Annotated in this window: 18 protein-coding genes; 3 read left to right on the forward strand and 15 right to left on the reverse strand. The window is 37.3% G+C overall.

What is annotated here, in order from left to right; genetic code table 11:
• Positions 1 to 226 precede the first annotated feature (226 nt).
• The 13 genes from H9631_RS22425 to H9631_RS15760 all read right to left on the reverse strand — a co-directional run bounded on the left by H9631_RS22425 (position 227) and on the right by H9631_RS15760 (position 13996).
• Positions 227 to 1144, reverse strand: a complete 918-nt coding sequence (locus H9631_RS22425) for a DUF3597 family protein (RefSeq protein ID WP_225221087.1) — start codon at positions 1142 to 1144, stop codon at positions 227 to 229.
• A 42-nt stretch (positions 1145 to 1186) separates the two neighbouring features.
• Positions 1187 to 1408, reverse strand: a complete 222-nt coding sequence (locus tag H9631_RS15705) for a phage holin (RefSeq protein WP_191814440.1) — start codon at positions 1406 to 1408, stop codon at positions 1187 to 1189.
• Positions 1401 to 1688 (reverse strand): hypothetical protein, encoded by a 288-nt coding sequence (locus H9631_RS15710; RefSeq protein WP_191814442.1) that lies wholly within the window; start codon positions 1686 to 1688, stop codon positions 1401 to 1403. The genes H9631_RS15705 and H9631_RS15710 overlap by 8 nt, the downstream gene beginning before the upstream one ends.
• Before the next feature lie 482 nt (positions 1689 to 2170).
• Positions 2171 to 2593 carry a hypothetical protein gene (locus tag H9631_RS15715; RefSeq protein ID WP_225221088.1) on the reverse strand — a complete coding sequence of 141 codons (423 nt, stop codon included), beginning with the start codon at positions 2591 to 2593 and terminating at the stop codon, positions 2171 to 2173.
• Complete coding sequence (locus H9631_RS15720) at positions 2590 to 7092, reverse strand: phage tail spike protein (protein WP_191814443.1); 4503 nt, start codon at positions 7090 to 7092, stop codon at positions 2590 to 2592. Before H9631_RS15720 ends, H9631_RS15715 begins: the two co-directional genes overlap by 4 nt.
• Before the next feature lie 238 nt (positions 7093 to 7330).
• The gene (locus tag H9631_RS15725; RefSeq protein WP_191814444.1) at positions 7331 to 8116 is read right to left on the reverse strand and encodes a distal tail protein Dit; all 786 of its coding nucleotides are present in this window, start codon (positions 8114 to 8116) and stop codon (positions 7331 to 7333) included.
• 10 nt (positions 8117 to 8126) lie between these two features.
• A complete protein-coding gene (locus tag H9631_RS15730) occupies positions 8127 to 9980 on the reverse strand; it encodes a phage tail protein (RefSeq protein WP_191814446.1) in 1854 nt (617 codons plus the stop codon).
• A complete protein-coding gene (locus H9631_RS15735; RefSeq protein ID WP_191814448.1) occupies positions 9980 to 10234 on the reverse strand; it encodes a hypothetical protein in 255 nt (84 codons plus the stop codon). The genes H9631_RS15730 and H9631_RS15735 overlap by 1 nt, the downstream gene beginning before the upstream one ends.
• 110 nt (positions 10235 to 10344) lie before the next feature.
• Positions 10345 to 10710 carry a tail assembly chaperone gene (locus tag H9631_RS15740; protein WP_225221089.1) on the reverse strand — a complete coding sequence of 122 codons (366 nt, stop codon included), beginning with the start codon at positions 10708 to 10710 and terminating at the stop codon, positions 10345 to 10347.
• A 56-nt stretch (positions 10711 to 10766) separates the two neighbouring features.
• A complete protein-coding gene (locus H9631_RS15745; RefSeq protein ID WP_191814451.1) occupies positions 10767 to 11282 on the reverse strand; it encodes a phage major tail protein, TP901-1 family in 516 nt (171 codons plus the stop codon).
• A gap of 478 nt (positions 11283 to 11760) precedes the next feature.
• On the reverse strand, positions 11761 to 12249 hold the full coding sequence (locus tag H9631_RS15750; protein WP_191814452.1) for a sigma factor-like helix-turn-helix DNA-binding protein: 489 nt from the start codon (positions 12247 to 12249) through the stop codon (positions 11761 to 11763).
• A gap of 189 nt (positions 12250 to 12438) precedes the next feature.
• Complete coding sequence (locus H9631_RS15755) at positions 12439 to 13278, reverse strand: ATP-binding protein (RefSeq protein ID WP_191814454.1); 840 nt, start codon at positions 13276 to 13278, stop codon at positions 12439 to 12441.
• The gene (locus tag H9631_RS15760) at positions 13223 to 13996 is read right to left on the reverse strand and encodes a phage replisome organizer N-terminal domain-containing protein (protein WP_191814456.1); all 774 of its coding nucleotides are present in this window, start codon (positions 13994 to 13996) and stop codon (positions 13223 to 13225) included. The genes H9631_RS15755 and H9631_RS15760 overlap by 56 nt, the downstream gene beginning before the upstream one ends.
• A 528-nt stretch (positions 13997 to 14524) precedes the next feature.
• Between H9631_RS15760 and H9631_RS15765 the strand changes: the two genes are divergently transcribed.
• The 3 genes from H9631_RS15765 (at position 14525) to H9631_RS15775 (ending at position 16151) form a co-directional block, all read left to right on the forward strand.
• Positions 14525 to 14884 (forward strand): helix-turn-helix domain-containing protein, encoded by a 360-nt coding sequence (locus H9631_RS15765; RefSeq protein WP_191814458.1) that lies wholly within the window; start codon positions 14525 to 14527, stop codon positions 14882 to 14884.
• A gap of 1 nt (position 14885) precedes the next feature.
• On the forward strand, positions 14886 to 15344 hold the full coding sequence (locus H9631_RS15770; RefSeq protein WP_191814460.1) for an ImmA/IrrE family metallo-endopeptidase: 459 nt from the start codon (positions 14886 to 14888) through the stop codon (positions 15342 to 15344).
• Positions 15345 to 15752: 408 nt separating this feature from the next.
• Positions 15753 to 16151, forward strand: a complete 399-nt coding sequence (locus H9631_RS15775; RefSeq protein ID WP_404801750.1) for a tyrosine-type recombinase/integrase — start codon at positions 15753 to 15755, stop codon at positions 16149 to 16151.
• Positions 16152 to 16432: 281 nt separating this feature from the next.
• On the opposite strand, the gene H9631_RS15780 is transcribed toward H9631_RS15775, so the two are convergent.
• Positions 16433 to 17038, reverse strand: coding sequence for an Ig domain-containing protein (locus H9631_RS15780; RefSeq protein WP_191814462.1), 606 nt, complete (start codon positions 17036 to 17038; stop codon positions 16433 to 16435).
• Between the two features lie 343 nt (positions 17039 to 17381).
• On the reverse strand, positions 17382 to 18185 hold the full coding sequence (locus H9631_RS15785) for an FxLYD domain-containing protein (RefSeq protein ID WP_191814464.1): 804 nt from the start codon (positions 18183 to 18185) through the stop codon (positions 17382 to 17384).
• Positions 18186 to 18248 lie beyond the last annotated feature (63 nt).

Genomic DNA, 18248 nt, shown 5'->3' on the forward strand with positions numbered 1-18248 from the left:
TATTCGTGGGATTTCTTTGAAGTATAAGTAAACCAAAAAGGACTGACCCATTAGTTGAGCAAAACAACCCCACCCTCGGATAAACGTAGAGCGCCTCCGGTGAGGTATGGGGTAGTTTCCAGAAGCGAAATTATCCTAATACCCGTTATTGTTCTGATAAATGAAAGCCCCCGAATAAGCGTGCATTTATGGGTACTTTTTAATTTTTATACTTCGTATTTTTCTTTTATCCCCTTAATCTTTTAATTAACTGTATATTCTGTACAGACGTACCTTTATAATCTTTAATCCCGTGCTTGATAGCAAGATTTTTTCGGTTAGCAAAAGATGAATCAACACCAATCTCCTTGAGGTAGTCGACAATGCTGGTCGTCTGTTGATCGTTTTTTGGTTTTGTTGCACCTATCGAAGATTGCCCTGCCATTATTTTTTTCAGCAATTCAAGGTTTTGTTTTGCCGTGCCCTTGTAATCACGGATCCCGTATTGTTTGGAAAGTGTAGTCCGGTTGGCAAAACTGGAATCTTCCCCGATACTATTGAGGTAGTCGACAATGCTAGTTCCTGTGTAGGTGTCGATTGCTTTCCCCTGTACAGGCTTTGTCTCCTTATTTATCCCTCCTTCACTTTCCACATCTTTTTTAAATTGCTCTTTCGTAATTCCAAATTGAGCCAAATATCCATATGGATCTGTGTGGGTCGTGCCACCAAGAGTACGCCTGATCCAATCATGAGACTTGATTCCTCTTGTTGTTGCTGTTCCCTCATCTAATCGTTTAGGTATACCTATTTGATCAGCCAGATATCTCAAGAGCCAAATATAAGCTGCATAATCTTTTTTGAATGTTTCCTGGTCCACCGTGCGGGCCAGTTCCACATGAGCGTAACTATAAAGGTTAGCTTTCGGTCCTGCACCATACTGCATTCTGCCTACGGGAGCAATTTGTACGATGCGTCCTCCACCACCTACCCAATGGGAAGTAAAGGCATTGCGCCAATTTCTGGTCATAAAATTGATTTCAGCCTCAAGAGAGTTTGGTCCTGCGTTGTTTGGATTCCCCGATTCATGAGCCACAATAAATCGAATCGCTGTCAGTGGAACATCTGGTAAACCTGGAATAATTCTTTTTTCAATTTTATAAGCCATTTATACCCTCTTCTTTTTTATTTTTACAAGAGCAAGCAAGACTCAGTTAAGCCCGGCTTGCTCCAATTGTTTTTTCTGCTTCTGTCCTTTTTTGCTGAGATAATTATTTTTCCAAGCTGCCCAAATGAACCAGGCACAGGATAATATAGCCACCAAGTCATTGACAAATTCGTCAGGGATAGTTTGGTAGCCTACGAGATTCAGTACTGCGTTAATAACAGCAGCTATCAAGACGGCAAACCTTCTAACACTTGTTTTATCCAATTTGTTTACCTCCTTCAAGATAATCAATTCGTTTATGAGTCTGTTTTAATGATTCTTCAACCCTTGTAACGCGCTCTGCAATATGAGCTATGTTCCTTTCATTTCCTTTAAGGTCAATTCTGATAGAATCAACTCCCTGGACAATAGCATCAAGTTTTGTGCGAACAACTGCTGATTCTGTGGCGTCTGTTCGGGTATCCTTGTCACGATTTCGGATAAACGTTAGATAGGCTACTATAAAGCCGCCTGTAGTACAGATAATTCCGATTATTACGTCCATTCCCTCTCTCCTTTTAACTACTGTTCAAAAACAATGCCTCCAACGTCTCCACTCCTAAACTTTATATATTTTTTTGAGATGGAAGAAAACTATGGCCAAACTAAGCATAGATGAAACAAATTGACTTTATTGCAAAAACTAATTTTCTTTACAAATCTATTTTAGCGATACAACCTCTTTGAAGTTTCTACTCTAGCTGGAACATATGCCTCCTTGCATGAAAGGTGACAACTGAAATAACAGTTCCTCAAAAAGTAGAAAGCCCTACACTGTAGGACTCTCTCCATTCAAAATTCTATCCACTAAATTCTAACGAACAGTAAATTCAATCGACTGTTCATCAAAAAACGATTAGAACTCTACTCCTTCAGTATTGCACAGCCATTTAAGTTACTGGAATAATTGTCGAGCTTTTTAAGTAAAATACACTTACGAACATTTTCCACATGTCAAATACGATGAAATGTTTGTAATTTTTATATTCATTTAGCTTCCTCTTCATCTACTTTAAATTGATCACACAGGTAATCATAAATTTCGCTGTCTTGGCCCTCATATTCTTCCTCTTCTAGCTTTTCCAACACCATTTTAACAGTCCGAATCATTTCGCGGTTATCGCCCCCATCGATGACGAATTTTTCTTTATTAAGTTCCTTCATATCATTAGAAAAAGCGACCATATCTTTAACGTCGTATTGCCCGTCTTCTACGATCGCTTTTCCTTCTCCATCTTTATGAGAATGTTCTTCTAACAAAGCTTTCCTGTCTTCTTCAACCTGTTTCAGCCTGTCATTCATTTGTTGAATAAAATGTCGGCGGAATCTTGATTGCTTCCTCGCCAGTTTTAATCCATACATAAAATTAATGCTCACACCTAATTTGCCGTTTTCTATTTCCACTTTCATGCTACCTTATCCTCCAATTGTTTTATTTTCTGTTTTAGATATTGGTTTTCGATTTTAAGCCGTTCAACATCATCGGCTATATTAGTTACTTTTGTATCAACTTGCTTTACACCTCTCCACAGGTAGGTTCCTAAAGCATACATTTCAATGCTATCACCAGTTTCTCCGTGGAGTACTCTCGGTGTTTCGTCAACCATTAGGCCCAGCTGTTTCTGTTCTTTATATTCATCACCTTTGATTCTATACAGATACGGGTTGGCATTCCTGATTACCGACAATACATCGTCGTTGAATACCTCAATATCCTCCTTATTTTCCCTGAGTGATGTTCCAGTCGGAAAAGAACTTGCCCGGATTGGTCGATAACTATCTATACCTGTACGACCTGTAATTCTTACCTCTCCATTTAAAGCTGGCCTAACATAGAAGTGAATGCCGCTGGCTGATGCTCTTAAGCTTAGGGTTGTTCCCTTAAATCCAGATGCAACAACATCTTGATATGTTCCATCTAAGTTTTTATCAATCACCCTTAGCTCTGAATCTGTTCCAATATAAGCGTTAGTCGTCCTTGTTATAAAAGCGTCACCATATATACTGCTTGCTCTAAGATTTCTGTAAATAACAGACCCATCATTTTGCGTAAAGCCCAGTGAAGTGATACGAACTTCCTTATCTGTGCCAATGTATCCGTTCGCTGCTGGACCAAACCTGTAGCCTAAGGCTCGAATAGGTCTGTATCTGTAGCTCTCCGCAGACCCGTTCGATGGTATTTCATTTATATCTACCACGCGAGCCTCATTAGTCGCATCCGCCGCAAGATAAATGTTTGAATTACTTGTACCTAGTGCTGCGCTAGTTACCAATGACTGATCAGCCTGAAATCTGATGCTTCCCCCTGCATTCCTGCCGTAAAATCCAGTCGGACTAATCTCCATGTATCTCCCGTTCGATTGCTCCAGACGAACATTACCACCCACAATTTCCATCCAATCAGTACCTGCTGATGACCTGAATTTAGCACCGTAGATGTCAATACCTCGAATGGCGCCGGCAGTCAGCTTATCTGCACTTAAACTTGCTATTTTGGCATCGGTTATCGCTGCATTAGCAATCTGACCCGTACCCACCGCAAGATTAGCAATTTTAGCACTAGTAATGGCAGCATTGGCTATAGCAGCTGTACCGATAGCTAAACTTTGTATCTTTGCACTTGTGATGGCCGCATCTGCGATCTTAGCCGTAGACACTGCTAAATTAGCTATCATAGCGTTCGTGATAGCAGCATTAGCGATAACACCGCTGGTCGCTACAATTGTATTTGTAGCAAGCTTATCAGCGGAAATTGTTTTTGCACCAATCCTGTCGGCAGCCAATAGACCTGTTGTAATTTTCCCAGCATCTAGGTCTTTGATTTTTGCATTTGTGATGGACGCATTGGCTATAGCGGCCGTGCCTATTGCTGCATTAGCAATTGCTGCAGCTCCAATAATCCCGTTATCAATCAATGTCTGACCTGTCAGATGGATTTTGTTACCGTTGATACGGACGCCCTCGGTCGTTACGTTAATCCCTGTAATTACTCCATTTTTATTAACCTTTAAATCTATCTCATTCGATAATAGATTAATAGACGATTCAGCGTTAGACATACGACCAGTGAGGCTATCAACGCTGGTTTGACTTGCTTTGAATTCAATTTGTCCTGCTAGTGTTGTGATAGATGCTTCGGCAGATGTGATTCGAGCATCTGTGTCTTCAATGGCTGGGCCATAAGCGGTAGCACGGTTGCCTTTTTCCAGTTGCGCTTCTTTATACTTAACTTGATAATTACTAACCCAGTTTACAGGCATCAGTCTCACTTTGACTCGATTATATGAACTATCATTTGGAATTTTGCTGGCAAAGCTGTACCTTCCATTTTTATCAAAACGTTCATTGCTGCTTACATTGCTATAAGTACCATCAGGCCTATACCAATCAATTCGTAAATATACTTTCTCACCACTCGGAATGTCTTTTACATAAACACTGAATGTTACAAAATTATCATGAGAGATTTTTTCCCCATCAATAGGGACTTCTAGAATTCCTGAATACCCATATTCTCCTATAGTGACTGTTTTAAACTCGCTACTAGTTCCTAGTGCTAGATTCCTTCCACTAATTTCAAGCCCATCCAGGTCTGCCCTAACCAAAGACACACGCAAATCAATTTGATTAGCTTTTACATCGAGATTAGCAATCTGGCTCGTAGCATTGGCCAACTCTCCGGTTAAACTGTTAATATTAGTTTCTGTATTGGTCGCTCGCATATTAAGCCCATCAATGCTGATGTCCAACGAAGCTATTTTGTTGTTATAAGCTGTATAGTCTACCTTATTACCAAGCAATCCATCTGTCTCGGTCCTAGTATAAACCTCACCCTTTTCAGCCTTAGCAGATATTAATCCAGCATGTTGTTGTAGAGTTGTCGTATGCTCACTAACAACTCCGTCTATGTTAGTTAGTTGGGTAATTGTAGTAGATAGCCTTCCCTCAATGTCATCGACTTCTTGGGTAATACTTGTAAAAGTACCCTCGATGCCTGATGTACGAGCAAATAGATCATTTATAGAAATATTGACTTCACCAATCTGCGTATTGAGTTGATCGAACAACCTATTTTCAGTCTCCTGTATTTCAGCTTGCGTATATTGAATTTCTAGCATCGGGCCTTCATTAATATAATCAATTGTCCCTTCTGCCAACTTATCTGCTGTTATGGCTAAATTGGCAAGCTTTTCGTTTGTAATAGTACCATGGCCAATTTTCTCAGAAACGATAGCTTCATCAGCAATTTTTGAAGCTTCTATTGCAGCATCAGCGATTTTTTCAGTGATGACAGCCCCATCGACTAATTTATCTTGACCAACAGACAATTCGGCAAGTTTGCTTGCATCAATCGCCAAATCAGCAATATGGTCCTTGATGATCGAACCAAACAAAATATCATCGGTAACAATCCTCACTGTTGTCGCACTCACCTGTGAACTAAAATCCCCTGGTGTCCCTCTTGTGTTGAGCGCACGGACACGGTAATACCAAACTTTGTCTGTTTCTACTTCATGGACAAAGGAAGAAGTTCTACCACGCCAAAGGAAATGCTGTGAATCTGGTGTAAAATCTTTCACTTCCGACCCATAGACCTCGTAATGGCTGATGTAAACTTTCGAGTCGTAATCCCAAAAAAGCTGAATTGTTTGGAAAGCCCCATATGCTTCAACATTCATAGGAGTTCCGGGTTTAGTATCCGGAAAGCTATCGTTTGTAATTAATCTTTCTTTTGGGTTCCTGATCGCTTCTTTCAAATTGTCGATTTCTCGATAAAGGTCGTTGTCATGAGCTGACAGAAACTGGCCCATCTCAACAACCGCAGTACCATCAATGTCCAAAAGATCATACTCAATTGCAATGACCCTTGTTTGGATTTCGATGGGCCGAGCAAATTGCCGGTCGATTGCGACAGAGGTATCTCCCAAGCTTATATTCTTATCAAGTAGATCTATGGACAATTTGTAATGTACTTCGGGTTTTTTAGCTTGTTCAAGAGCTTTCCAAGTTGCTAGTAATAGTTCCGCAGGATCCTCATAGTCTTGGTTACTAAACTCACCATATCGATGCAATAACTGACTGTTATGCTCACGGCCATATTTAAGCAACGCATCTGAATCACCGACCCATTTTTGTCCTTTTGGCTTGTCTGTAGGATCCCCCTTTGCTTTTGACCAAACGACATTACCAAAATCAATATACCGCGTATGTCCACCTGTTTGATTTCCTTCACCATCTGTGACTTCAAGACTTGCGCCCCAGCCGTACAAAGCAGTTTTGGGATAAGACAAAACAGTTCGCTGAATTTCTTCGATGTTATGATCGATTTCAAAACGGGCACCTCTGTCTGTACCTAAACGTTGTTCAATGATAATTTTACGGACGGTTATGTTATTCCCAACAAATTCGATGCTATCTCTAAACTCACCACCCCACATTTCAAGAATTTTCCATATACAATCAACGCTTGATAAGAGATTAAAGCTTGTAGATGCCAAACCCAAGCTTACCTTTACCTCTCCTTCATAGCGTGTTCCTGCTAAAGCATCATCTAAAGCCAATTGTGCTTCTTTGTTTGTATATTGCTTCTCTAGGACAATGTTATCGTTTAGTTCATCCAGCCATGCAGGAATACATGTTGCCGTGGTTTGCGGCCCGTCATCATTGTCAATGTCATCAAGCTCCTTGACAACCATTTCACGGAAATAACCATCCTTGTCCTTGAAAACCACACGATTTTCTTCTTTTACATGTTTGGCACTTTGAACATCAGCATCCACAGTAAATACAAAAGGCTCACTAGCAACACTGTTTATTTCATCCCGGAATAGCGCGCTAACCAGCCCTGATGATTCTGTTAAAGTTGTAAGTAAAACACCTTCCTGGCTGAATAAATAAATCTCTGACATGATATCCTCCTTTCATGCAGGTTAAATGACCTACTTATCGAATACTAACTATAGGTAGAGGGCGCAGCGAGATAGAATAGGCTCAAGTATTGATTTTTCTTGAGTCGATTCTTTTAAAAATTCGTTTCGCCCCAAAAACGAAATCTTGATAAAAAGAAGTGGAAAGGCTCTATTCACAAGATCCTACCCACTTCTTTTCACTTCTCATTATGTCGTTCTTATCCCTAATATTATTGTTTTAATAAAATCTTTCTGCATAATTCAATGCGGTCTCGTGACTCGCTCTCATACTAACTAATCCTGGATTCAATTCAAACCACTCAGTCTCAAGTGCAATGGATACGGCTACATCCTTACCGTTTAGAAAAACGTTGCGCGTTTCATAATTGATTTCCAGAACATCGCCATCTATAAAATCATAATGCAAGATAATCTTTCCACCATTATCAGTCTCCAACCTAAATGATGATTGGGGAGCAGTGAATCGGGTCTGACTAGTCCACGGAGTAGATTCCATGCCGCCAATTGTAAATGCTTGTGTGGTGGTCGTGATATTCAAGGTTTGTTCGTTCCTATTCTTAGCTGGATTAGTACAAATAAAAACAAGCGTTCCAACAATGTCATTAGAATCCTCTTCTGGCGTGTCTCCGCTTTGCAATGTTGCTAAAAAGTACGCATCCTCATCAGTAAATTGCAGTCTTTTCTTGCTTCCAAGCAGCAAGCCGTTTAACCGATTGAAACGCTCCCGGAAGCCTTCATTGCTACGATCAGTTAGTTTATACTTAACAGTAATCTCTCTAACGTCATATGTGTATCTTTTTTCTCTGGCCCCGTGACTCCCCGACATTTCGGTCATATGAATATTTCTAGGTAGGATTCCCCTGCCACTAACCGCTATTGTTGTAAAGCTGCCACTTTTATCTGTTAAAGACTCATCAAGATTCACGCCATTAAACACAGTATTCAACGACAAGTGAGGAGTTGATAATCCACTTCCTGCCACTGTATCAGCAAACTTGTACATAATCCCCCTCCTATCTTGGTGAACGTTTTGATCTAGATAATTTGCGGTTTTGTGAATTGGAAATATCGTCAACAAATGTGTTAAAGTCTGAATTACCAATCCGCACATGAATATAGGCGGGTTCTTTGCCAATATTCCATTCCCCGGTCACTGTACTATGCATCTGTGCACTTGCCATTTTATTAATGCTTGCCATCTGTCCTCCAATACCAACAGGCTCAATATCCGGTATTGCAACAAGGCTGCTCATTTGCCTTTGTACTATTGGAACAGCTCTTTTGATACTTTGCGCTATTGTGCCTCCGAAGTTTAGTCTATGAATATCACGCAGCGGCCCTTCTTTTGCGGGTGAAAACGGCAAGAAATCGCGCACTTTTGATGCGACATTACCAATTGCGTCAGTGACTACACCAACTGCTGATTTGATTCCATCTGCTATGGAAGTGACGATATTTCTTCCAGCATTAAAAAATTTACTGACCAAGTCGGTAACAATGGTTAACGCACCTGTAATGCCATTTGATATGGCTGATTTTACCTTTGACAAAGCACCTTGTACAATGCCACTCAAAGCATTGAACACAATGGATATGACACTTTTAATTTTGTTTACAACAGTTGATATCACGGAGCTTATATTATTCCAAACAGCTGAAATAACAGTTATAACAGCGGCCATTATGTTGGAAATAATAGAGGATATGAAATTAAAACCTGTACTGACTGCGTTTTTCACTAAATTTACACCAGTTTGAAAAATACTTTTGATAAAATTCCACATAATTTGAAGAATGTTTTTCAAACCTTGAGCAAAAAATGAGCCAATTTTTAGGATTTTCCCGATAAAATAGAGGTTTATTAATCCCCATACCAGCTGTAACGCACCACTAAATATCTGTTTAATAGCTTCCCACATAGCTGACCAATTGCCAGTAAATAACGCACTGAAAAACTGGATAATACCTAAAATCACATCAATAGCACCTTGTATTACCCCTTTTATTGCCTCCCAAGTAGATACAATTAACACTTGGATGACTGGCCATAGTGCTTGCATAATAGTCCAAATCACGTTCATTACCGTTCCAATAACAGTACTTATAACATCCCACACATTCTGTGCAGCTTGTAATATCATTTGGTTATTTTGCTGCCACCACTCAACCAATTGTCCCCATATGTTCATAATAAATGCATATACAGTTGTTATAACCGTTTGAATGATTTCGGATATAAAAGCCCAGGCTGTTTGTATTGCTGCTCTTACCGTCTCATTCGTATTGTACAGATAAATTAATACTCCTACTAATGCCCCAATGGCAAGCACTATTAAAGTTATAGGTGACGCCATAAATGCTCCAATAGCTTGAAAAGCTGCCATTGCATTAGTCAGTATGTTTGTTGATATAAATGCACTTATAGCCGCCGATTTATATGCAATAATTGCTGCCGTTAATGTAGCCAAGGCAACACCTATCAGAATGATAGTAGTTTGATTTTCTTTCGAAAGTGTATCGAAATTTCGCAATGTTTCAGCAGCATCATTGATTAAACCAGTTACAGAATTAAGTGTATCCATTATTGGATCAAGAACTGGCTCCATAATCGTTTGGGCAAAATTAAAAAAGGCTTCTTCAGCATCGCCTAATGCAGTTTGAAATAACTCGCTTTCTATTATTGCAGAGGTGGCAAACCCTGCTATTCCTTTTGGAATTTTCGCCATTATGCTTTTAAAACCATCCGTAAATTCTTTTGATGTTTTTCCTAATTGACCTATACTGCCGGTTTCTTTTTCTAATGCTGATGAAAAAGCACCAGCACCACTGGATTTTAGATATGCTTCAATGGAATAACTTTCAGCCATCAGCGATCCCCCCTTCCTAAGTTTATTTTTGCAGCCACAGAAGCCATCCGCTGCAATTTAGGGGATAGCTTACTTCTTTCGGGTCTTTCTACTTTTTTAAGCTCTTCTTCATAATTGTAGAAGTCCTCAAACCTTTTAAATACAGGAACTTGTTTCTTTCCTTGTTCTTTCGTTGAACCCGCAATGTGATTTAACCATGCTTGCATATGCATTTCATGTTGTTTATCTATTCTTTTTAATTGATAAGCTCTCATTCTATATAGATACTCTTTTAACGACATTGTATTTATTTCGTACAGGTTCTTGCATTCGAGAAATCTAAGACAATTGATTACGATTGCATCATAAGTTTCTGGCGATGTTTTTATTGTTGTACTTTTGCTTTCTCCTCGAAATCCTCGATCTTCTGCTTCAAAAAAACTGATTCCCTCATTTCATGCTCCAGTGTTTCGAACAATCCGTTTAATTGACTCTCGGAAGCAATTTTTTCTAATTCTTCTTCGATGTCATTATTAGAGGGCTTAGAATTAAGGTGATCCGTTGCAGCTTTAATGACATTGAAAAGTACGGTTGGATTTTTTGTTTTAAAATAAAACATGGATTGTTCAATACCCATACCGAATTCTACTCCATTCATACTGGCAGGATAAATTTGATCCAATTTTTTAATAAAACCAATCCCAAACTTCATTTCATATTCTTTACCGTTAATCATTAATTTCATTTTCATTATCCCCGCTTTCCTTTTCGTTAGGTAGAAGGGGAGTAAACTCCCCCTTCTACAATCTATTCTGAATCAGTTACCGTTGTTGTATCTTTAAATGCATACTGTACAGCTTGTTCCTGTTCAGCTGTTAAAGTTGCTCGTCCGAATTGAGGCTCCAATTCCACTGTAAATGTGCTTGAAATAGTTACATTTTCTTCTGCATTGGCTGGATCTTCCCATTCAGATAGATACCCCTGTGCATATACAGCAGGATACTTACCTTCTGAATCTTTTAGATCCTCATCTACTGTCACTTCCCATAATTCTAGTTTCTCACCTTTAATAACAGCTTCTTGCAACATTTTTCCTAGTGAATCATCTTTAGCTTGAATAGCATTGACCTCCACTTCAGCTTCAAGCCCTCCAACTTGAATGACTCGTCCATCTTTTGTGACGAGTGCTTCTAGTTCTCGGGAATAAGTAAATGTATGCTCTGTTTGGAAGGCTAGTTTTGCAGCTTCCATATTTTGATCCTCTAACTTTCTAAATAACAAAATCTTATTTTTACCATGTTGCATCTGTTTTTCTTCTGACATGTAAATCCCTCCTATTGGAATTGAAATTCTACTATTATGATGCCGTTCATTTCTCCGAGACGTCTTTCAGCTTTTTATTAGACTCGCTTTTTTTTGCAGTTACTTCAAAGAAATGTATGCTTCTTTTTATAATCCATCTTTTCCCCCTCTCCCTCAGATGCTTCCTTTCAACTAATAGAGAACTAATAAAGAAGAATCTAATAAAGGTCTTTTGATGTTCTTTACACATATCTCATTAATTGTTTTGAAGCCTCTGAACAATTGACATAATAAATAAGCCTTTTAATGACTTGCCTAGGTCAATCCTTATTAAGAAGGGAAGGATATTTTTTTCTTACTCTCAATCGTGTGAATTGCTTCCATACTACAATAATCCATCTTTTTCCATATTCCGTCTCCAACCTTTTTACTGGTCAAAAGATTTTTTATTAAGAAAAAGTCCCTTCACTAATAGAGACTTTATACGTCAAGCCGTACGTCATGAAACTATTTGTTCAACTTTCATTCTTGCTCGTTCAATATACTGTTGGACTGTTCTTTTTTGAATACTAAGCATTTCTGCAATTTGAGACATGCTCATTCCTTGAGCAACATGCAGAATATAGCATTGCCTTTCTCTAAAAGAAAAAGAAGAAAATATGTCCAGCAAAATTTTCTTTTCCTTTTCGTTTAAACTTAATGGTTTATCATTTGTCTCCAGCTGCTCTGTTATATCCGGGATAAATTCCATGCTTTCTAACGATCGTTTTTGATATACATGTTTGACATCAATTCCACGCATTACGCCTGGTTGGCGCCCAGTTTCAAGCCACTCAATCACAAAATCCATATCCCCAATCATACTGTTAATGTTTTTTTTATCTGCTTGATGTAAAGGGTCCGTTTCATCAAAGCTTTCACGCAATTTATGAAGCTGTCTTTTTCCTTCTGAATATTCTTCAATTAATTTATCTACCCAGCTTTCCATAAAAAATCCTCCTAATCTTTATCTATATTGACTATTGTTTCTCCCGTTTAAGTTCTATTTCAATTCGTTGCTTTGTTTTTATAATTGCTGGTTTTTCTCCCATCCTCCTACTCTTTCGGAAGGTCACACTCACTATTTTCATAGCCAATCCAGCCCTTTTCTGCTTTTTAATTACCATCTAGTCATTCATTAAAAAGGGATGTTCTCCATCCGTTTATCCTTGGTTTCCTTGAATACAACAAACTTAGGATTTCTAAAAAGTCGTGATACCAGTTTTTTATCATACATCCGAAACAATGTTTCGCTGGAAAGATTTGTCGTAATTAAAGTCGTTCTATCCTGCCTGGTGGTCGTAATAGCATATAAAATTCTTTGAACAAAATCTGTGGCCATTTTGTCTGTACCAATTGCACCTGTTTCTGCCCCAATATCGTCCAGTGCAAGATAATCAACCTCAGACATCAGCTCTACAAAATAACTTTCAGTATATTTGCTCCTCTTATTACCAAATGAATCCCTGATCAGCCGCATCATACTTTCCACATTTACGAATAAACATGATTTATCTAATCCACTTTCATTTAATTCACGTAAAGCGGCATAAGCTAAATGACTTTTTCCTGCACCTTGATTACCTTGAAGGATTACATTGAACACTTGACCGTCTTTAAACCTTGCTAATGATTCCAGGACTGTTTGTTTATTCTCCCTTTCTTCTTGGTGTTCGACTTGATAGTTCTCTAATTTAGCCGCCAAGATAGTGTTATCAGACAAAATACTCGAATTATAAAAGATATTGTATTTTTTTCGTTTGAACAATTCATCGTATTTTCTTTGTATTGCCTCCTGTAATTCAAGATCTTTTTGCTCTAATTCACAGCGAGGACAAACCAATTCACCATCTACCATCATTTTTTGAATCGGCTTAACTATCTCAAAGCCATTTTTAACAAAGAAGTGACGTTCACAGTTCTCAGAATGGTATGTTATATTCTTGTGCAACCTTTCTGGAGTCGTTATCTTTTTCACTTATTTCACCGCCAATTTGATTAAGATAAGATTCAAACTTTGTTCCGAACAATGTTTCTGGCCGAAGAAACTTATTCATATTTTCATTAAAAAGCCATTCTTTGCATTTGATATTTATGACAGTTTTAAAATCCTCCAGCCTAAAGCCTTCATTCCAGAGAGCTTTTATTAATTCCTTAGTTTTCTTGGTTGTATGTCGATAATTTGTATTAACAGCATTATTGAGATAATGAACTATCTCGACATAAGGTATATTATCTATATCTTTATCTGCATCATCACGTGACGTCACGCTAACATCGTCATTTATATCCCCATTTAATGTTGCTAGTTTTTTTCGTTCCCTATACCTTTTATTTCTTTCTGCATTCAATCTTCGAACGCGTTCCATTCCCTCAATGTTTTGATGTTTTTCCCAATTAGTAATAATGACTAAATGTTCATTTGATATACCAATCATCCCAAACTCCTGTAATGTTTTAAGAGCCATTCTTACAACATTAAGTGGCCTATTAAAAATAGTTGCCAACATCTCTTCTGTGTATGGAATATTTTCACTCAAGTAGATATACCCACTCGCATTTGTCTTTCCAGCTTGTGCCAAAAGCTTGATCCAAATAATCAAAATGGTGTCAGCCTCCGGCATACTTTCAATAAGACGAATCTTCTCATCTTCAAACATTTGTGTGCTCAATTTGATCCACTTTACACTCATCATTTCACTTCCTGTTTAAAATTTATTAGGATCGTGATATACATCAGTACTGCCTACTAAAAGAAATCATCGCTGCTGTTTATTCAAACCATGTCAGGCCGTGCACAACGATTCTGAAACTGAATAGAAGTCCTTCTTAGGATTAATGATCATCATCACGCACATTTATTTAGGATTTGGCAATACGCTCTTGACTCTTCTCCTCCACAACCGCAATTATTCCTAAACAGGAACAAAAAAATCAAAAAAAATTCTATTAAAATAAATTTCTTCTCGTTGTTCCTTTTGTTAATCTAATTGAAATCACCTCATTTTCATCTTATTTTTTTCAAAAGTTCATAATAAACTTGTTTTTGCTTAATTAAATATCAACCTTTCGTTCCATTTAAGGAACACCCTCACTATAAAACACATATTTATCACTGTCAATCAATAAAATTCCTTAAAAGGAAAAAAATAATGAATTGTTGCATTTCAGGAATCTACATTGTACTATATTCCTAAATCAGGAATACCAAAGGGAGATTGAAAATGAAAGTATTTGGTAGACGGATAAAAGAACTGAGGGGCAACCAAAGTATTGAAGAGTTGGCGAAGAAATTAAATGAAAAATATGCAACAACAATAAGCAAAAGTATGATATCTCGCTACGAAAATGGACAATCTGACCCCAAAATGGAAATCGTTAGGATATTTGCTGATCATTTTCAAGTATCTGCTGATTATTTAGCTGGGTTAAGCGAAGATGCTAGACCACGCGGCACCTCTAAAGGAGGCTTATATACGATTGCTGCCCATCATGATGGAGAAAATTGGACAGAAGATGAATTAGAAGAAATTGAAAAGTTTATGGAATTCGTAAAATCAAAAAGGAAACAAAAGGGGGAATAAAATGTATGAAAGACTTCTGAAAGAGGCTTCTGATCAAGGGGTTGACATCTATGAAATGCCTATGAAACCAACCATCAAGGGATTATACAGCGACAACAATATTTGGATTAACAAGCACATTTCAACTACTTCTGAAAAAGCTTGCATCTTAGCTGAAGAACTAGGCCATTACTATACAACTGCCGGAAACATCCTAGATCAATCAAAAATTGAGAATCGAAAACAAGAATTAAAAGCCCGTTCATGGGCTTTTGAAAAACTGTTCCCTCTCCAAAAGATTGTAACAGCACATCAATCAAGAGTAAGAAACCGTTATGAGCTGGCTGAATATCTCGGAGTATCAGAAGAATTTTTAAAGGAGGCTATTGAACGCTACCGGGAAAAATACGGCCCTTTCACCACAATTGACAATTATACTATTTGTTTTGATCCTTTGGGAGTCCTAGAACTGTTTGATTAACTAAAAACTTATAGTGGTGATTTATAGAAATGGTAAATACCCTAGGCAAATAATAATCACATTCTTGGAGTCTATATTACGAGTATGTAGAAGCTCGAACTATCTTATTTTCAAATAAGTACTGACAGTTATTACTTCTTTACAAAGAAAAAAATATTTTTCTGTGACTAAAACTGGTCATAGATACCTTGAGAAGGCAAAAAATAAAATGTAAATGTTAGAGAGTCCCTCAGTATTCAGATATCACTATTTAGCAGGAACAGGGGATAAAACAGATGAAATTAGCGCTTTGTTACTTTCTAACTTCAATTAAGACAATTTGTCCATTAACTTAGATAAAATCTTGTAAGGGAAAATAAACAGTAGATCAAGGAAACAACAAAGACAGGTGAAACCGGGGAAAGAATCATCGGTCTTGATGACTTTACAGTTGAAAAATTGAAAGAATGGCTTCATATTAGAAATACATGGATTGTAGGCATCAAAGAAAGACCAGTTTTTCTATTTATCAATCCAATTGGTGAGTTTATTAAGATACCGAACTATGCAGGGGCATTGAAAACGTTGTGCAACAGGAATAAGATCACTCACACTACACCTCACATGTTCAGGCACACCCATGAGACCATTATGTGGGAAGCTGGTATTTCGGATTTGAATTACATTGGTGGAAGATTAGGTGACGTAGATAAAACCATTTTGTTAGAAACATATGGTCATATGTCTAACCGATCTGCTCAATTAAACAATGAAAAAATAAATGAGTTTATGAAGAACTGGTCACGTAAATTAGAGGGAATAAATTAGTTGGTCGGACTAAAATCGGACTTTTACAAAAAAAAGCACCAACAAATGTTGATGCTTCAAGGTTTTAGCGCCCTCGACAGGAATCGAACCCATATTTCAAGAACCGGAATCTTGCGTGTTATCCGTTACACTAAATTAATGGGTTAGATACCTCTAAGCGTTGGCATTACTAGGCTCATGAGGATTTAAGGTGCTTCCATATTCATATTATTAGACATAATAACGTACCTTGCAATTACCCCTATGTTAGCAAAGATTCCTAAGATTGACAAGCCTTATTTTTAAACAACCCTCTCACATGTCAAAATCAACAATCCGACTTTCGTTAAATCATCCTGTAATACTTTCCATTCTTTCCCCATCAATTCAAATCGTTTATTTACTTCAAACTTACTCCGATTCAACTCATTATCCTGTACAACAACCATAATTTGATTATCAGCAACTCTCATCTGAAACTGGTTATTGACTTGAAAATATTTATCATCAACTATAGCAGGAATAAAATAAGGATCGCCTTCTCTTTCCTCAAATATAGGTCTGCCATGATTATCAAGTATTGGATTGCCGTTCTCATCTAGTACTGGTACACGTTCAATTTCTCCAGGAAACCCTATTGTAAAATTACAATGTCTCATAATGGCTCTATACTTAGCATGGCGTTTACCGTTACTCTCCGTAATGATTATGTATTGATGATCATTAAACGATACCAAATCGCCCATACGAATAGGATTAAGTGTATTTATGTAACGTTCATCATTTTCACTGTTAAACCCTGAATTAGTTATGATTGCTTTATGTGCCTGATCGTTTATTAATACTTCTGTTCCTGCTGATTCAAACAAGTAAAGAATATCCTGTTCATTTATTGCAAATGGATTCACCTTAAAACCTCCTTTATTTTTAAATTTGGAAAGTATATAATATTAATGAGTAGGAAGGAAAGAGTTTCCCCTTTCTCCTTCCTAGGTGATATTGAAAGTTACTTTTTCCGCTTATGTTTACGCTTGCCCGAGCGTTTGGAATGAGTAACTTTCTTTTTCTTTTTAGGCTTAATTAGAAAACTGTATGAAGAAATTAGATGGGTTGTATTATGTACCCATCTTTAGTGTCCGTATCTTTCTCTTCATTTGATCAATACGATTCATCAAGTTTTCATGAAAATCTGATACATTTCTTTCTATAATTTTAGGAATAAAAAACTACCACTCAAATTTGAGTAGTAGTTTATCGATAATCAATTATTTTATATGAGCATCTCTTTATGGATTCGTTATTCCTAGTCATAATACTAAACGATTTTCTGCCATTTGGCGTTAATCCTTCACTTCCAACCGCATATGCAAAGTCAGTATCAACAATATTACCTAATGAATCAAAGTATTCTGCTTGAACTTTTATGAATGAATATGTTGTCTCACTATTATTTTTAACATATCCATTTACATTCATATAATCGCCATCTTTTGAACAGGATGTTTCTTCAATGGCTAAAGTTCCGCTACTCTTAGGTGTATTGGTTGACGGTTCTTTTGTTTTAGGAGCGTTGCCATCAAATCGTCCATATACTTCCATACCGTTAATAAATAAAGAATAGGTGTCGTCTAAGCCCCGTAATTCATACGTGTTCTCAGCATCCTTAAAAACCAAACTTTTCAAAATGCAATTTTCCTTCTCATTTTCACAATTGAAAGATAAAAAATCCCCATGTTCAGTTTCTCTTTTTAATACATCAATAACATCTAAAAAGACATCATACTTATCTGCATTGCTTAACTCTGCAAACTTTTCATTTACATCTGCTAAAACCCCATAATCAGAATTGGTTGCATCTGCCGTTATCTCATTTAGAAGTGCTATATGGGCATCTCCTTTAAAATAAGAGTTAATGCTTTCTTCACTATTTATTGCGCCCTCATATTTTTTAATATCTGATTCACCAATATCTGATTTATCAGTGTCTGATTTACTCTGACAACCAAACAGAATAAAGATGAAAGAAAATATTATCACACTTTTTTTATATTTCATTAATTTAACCCACTCCTAACTCTTACATTTCTTTCTCTTTTGCTTTATATAGTTCCATTGCTT

It is taken from the genome of Bacillus norwichensis, from assembly GCF_014836955.1.
In the GTDB taxonomy this organism is placed as follows: domain Bacteria; phylum Bacillota; class Bacilli; order Bacillales; family Bacillaceae_C; genus Siminovitchia; species Siminovitchia norwichensis.

Excerpts from the sequence above, each read along its gene's own strand:
- H9631_RS15745 (WP_191814451.1), bottom strand. The coding sequence starts at position 11,282 with ATGTCAGAAGAAAAACAGATGCAACATGGTAAAAATAAGATTTTGTTA.
- H9631_RS15760 (WP_191814456.1), bottom strand. The coding sequence starts at position 13,996 with ATGATGAGTGTAAAGTGGATCAAATTGAGCACACAAATGTTTGAAGAT.
- H9631_RS15720 (WP_191814443.1), bottom strand. The coding sequence starts at position 7,092 with ATGTCAGAGATTTATTTATTCAGCCAGGAAGGTGTTTTACTTACAACT.
- H9631_RS15765 (WP_191814458.1), top strand. The coding sequence starts at position 14,525 with ATGAAAGTATTTGGTAGACGGATAAAAGAACTGAGGGGCAACCAAAGT.
- H9631_RS22425 (WP_225221087.1), bottom strand. The coding sequence starts at position 1,144 with ATGGCTTATAAAATTGAAAAAAGAATTATTCCAGGTTTACCAGATGTT.
- H9631_RS15730 (WP_191814446.1), bottom strand. The coding sequence starts at position 9,980 with ATGGCTGAAAGTTATTCCATTGAAGCATATCTAAAATCCAGTGGTGCT.
- H9631_RS15785 (WP_191814464.1), bottom strand. The coding sequence starts at position 18,185 with ATGAAATATAAAAAAAGTGTGATAATATTTTCTTTCATCTTTATTCTG.
- H9631_RS15725 (WP_191814444.1), bottom strand. The coding sequence starts at position 8,116 with ATGTACAAGTTTGCTGATACAGTGGCAGGAAGTGGATTATCAACTCCT.
- H9631_RS15715 (WP_225221088.1), bottom strand. The coding sequence starts at position 2,593 with ATGAAAGTGGAAATAGAAAACGGCAAATTAGGTGTGAGCATTAATTTT.
- H9631_RS15735 (WP_191814448.1), bottom strand. The coding sequence starts at position 10,234 with ATGAGAGCTTATCAATTAAAAAGAATAGATAAACAACATGAAATGCAT.
- H9631_RS15770 (WP_191814460.1), top strand. The coding sequence starts at position 14,886 with ATGTATGAAAGACTTCTGAAAGAGGCTTCTGATCAAGGGGTTGACATC.
- H9631_RS15750 (WP_191814452.1), bottom strand. The coding sequence starts at position 12,249 with ATGGAAAGCTGGGTAGATAAATTAATTGAAGAATATTCAGAAGGAAAA.
- H9631_RS15710 (WP_191814442.1), bottom strand. The coding sequence starts at position 1,688 with ATGGACGTAATAATCGGAATTATCTGTACTACAGGCGGCTTTATAGTA.
- H9631_RS15740 (WP_225221089.1), bottom strand. The coding sequence starts at position 10,710 with ATGAAAATGAAATTAATGATTAACGGTAAAGAATATGAAATGAAGTTT.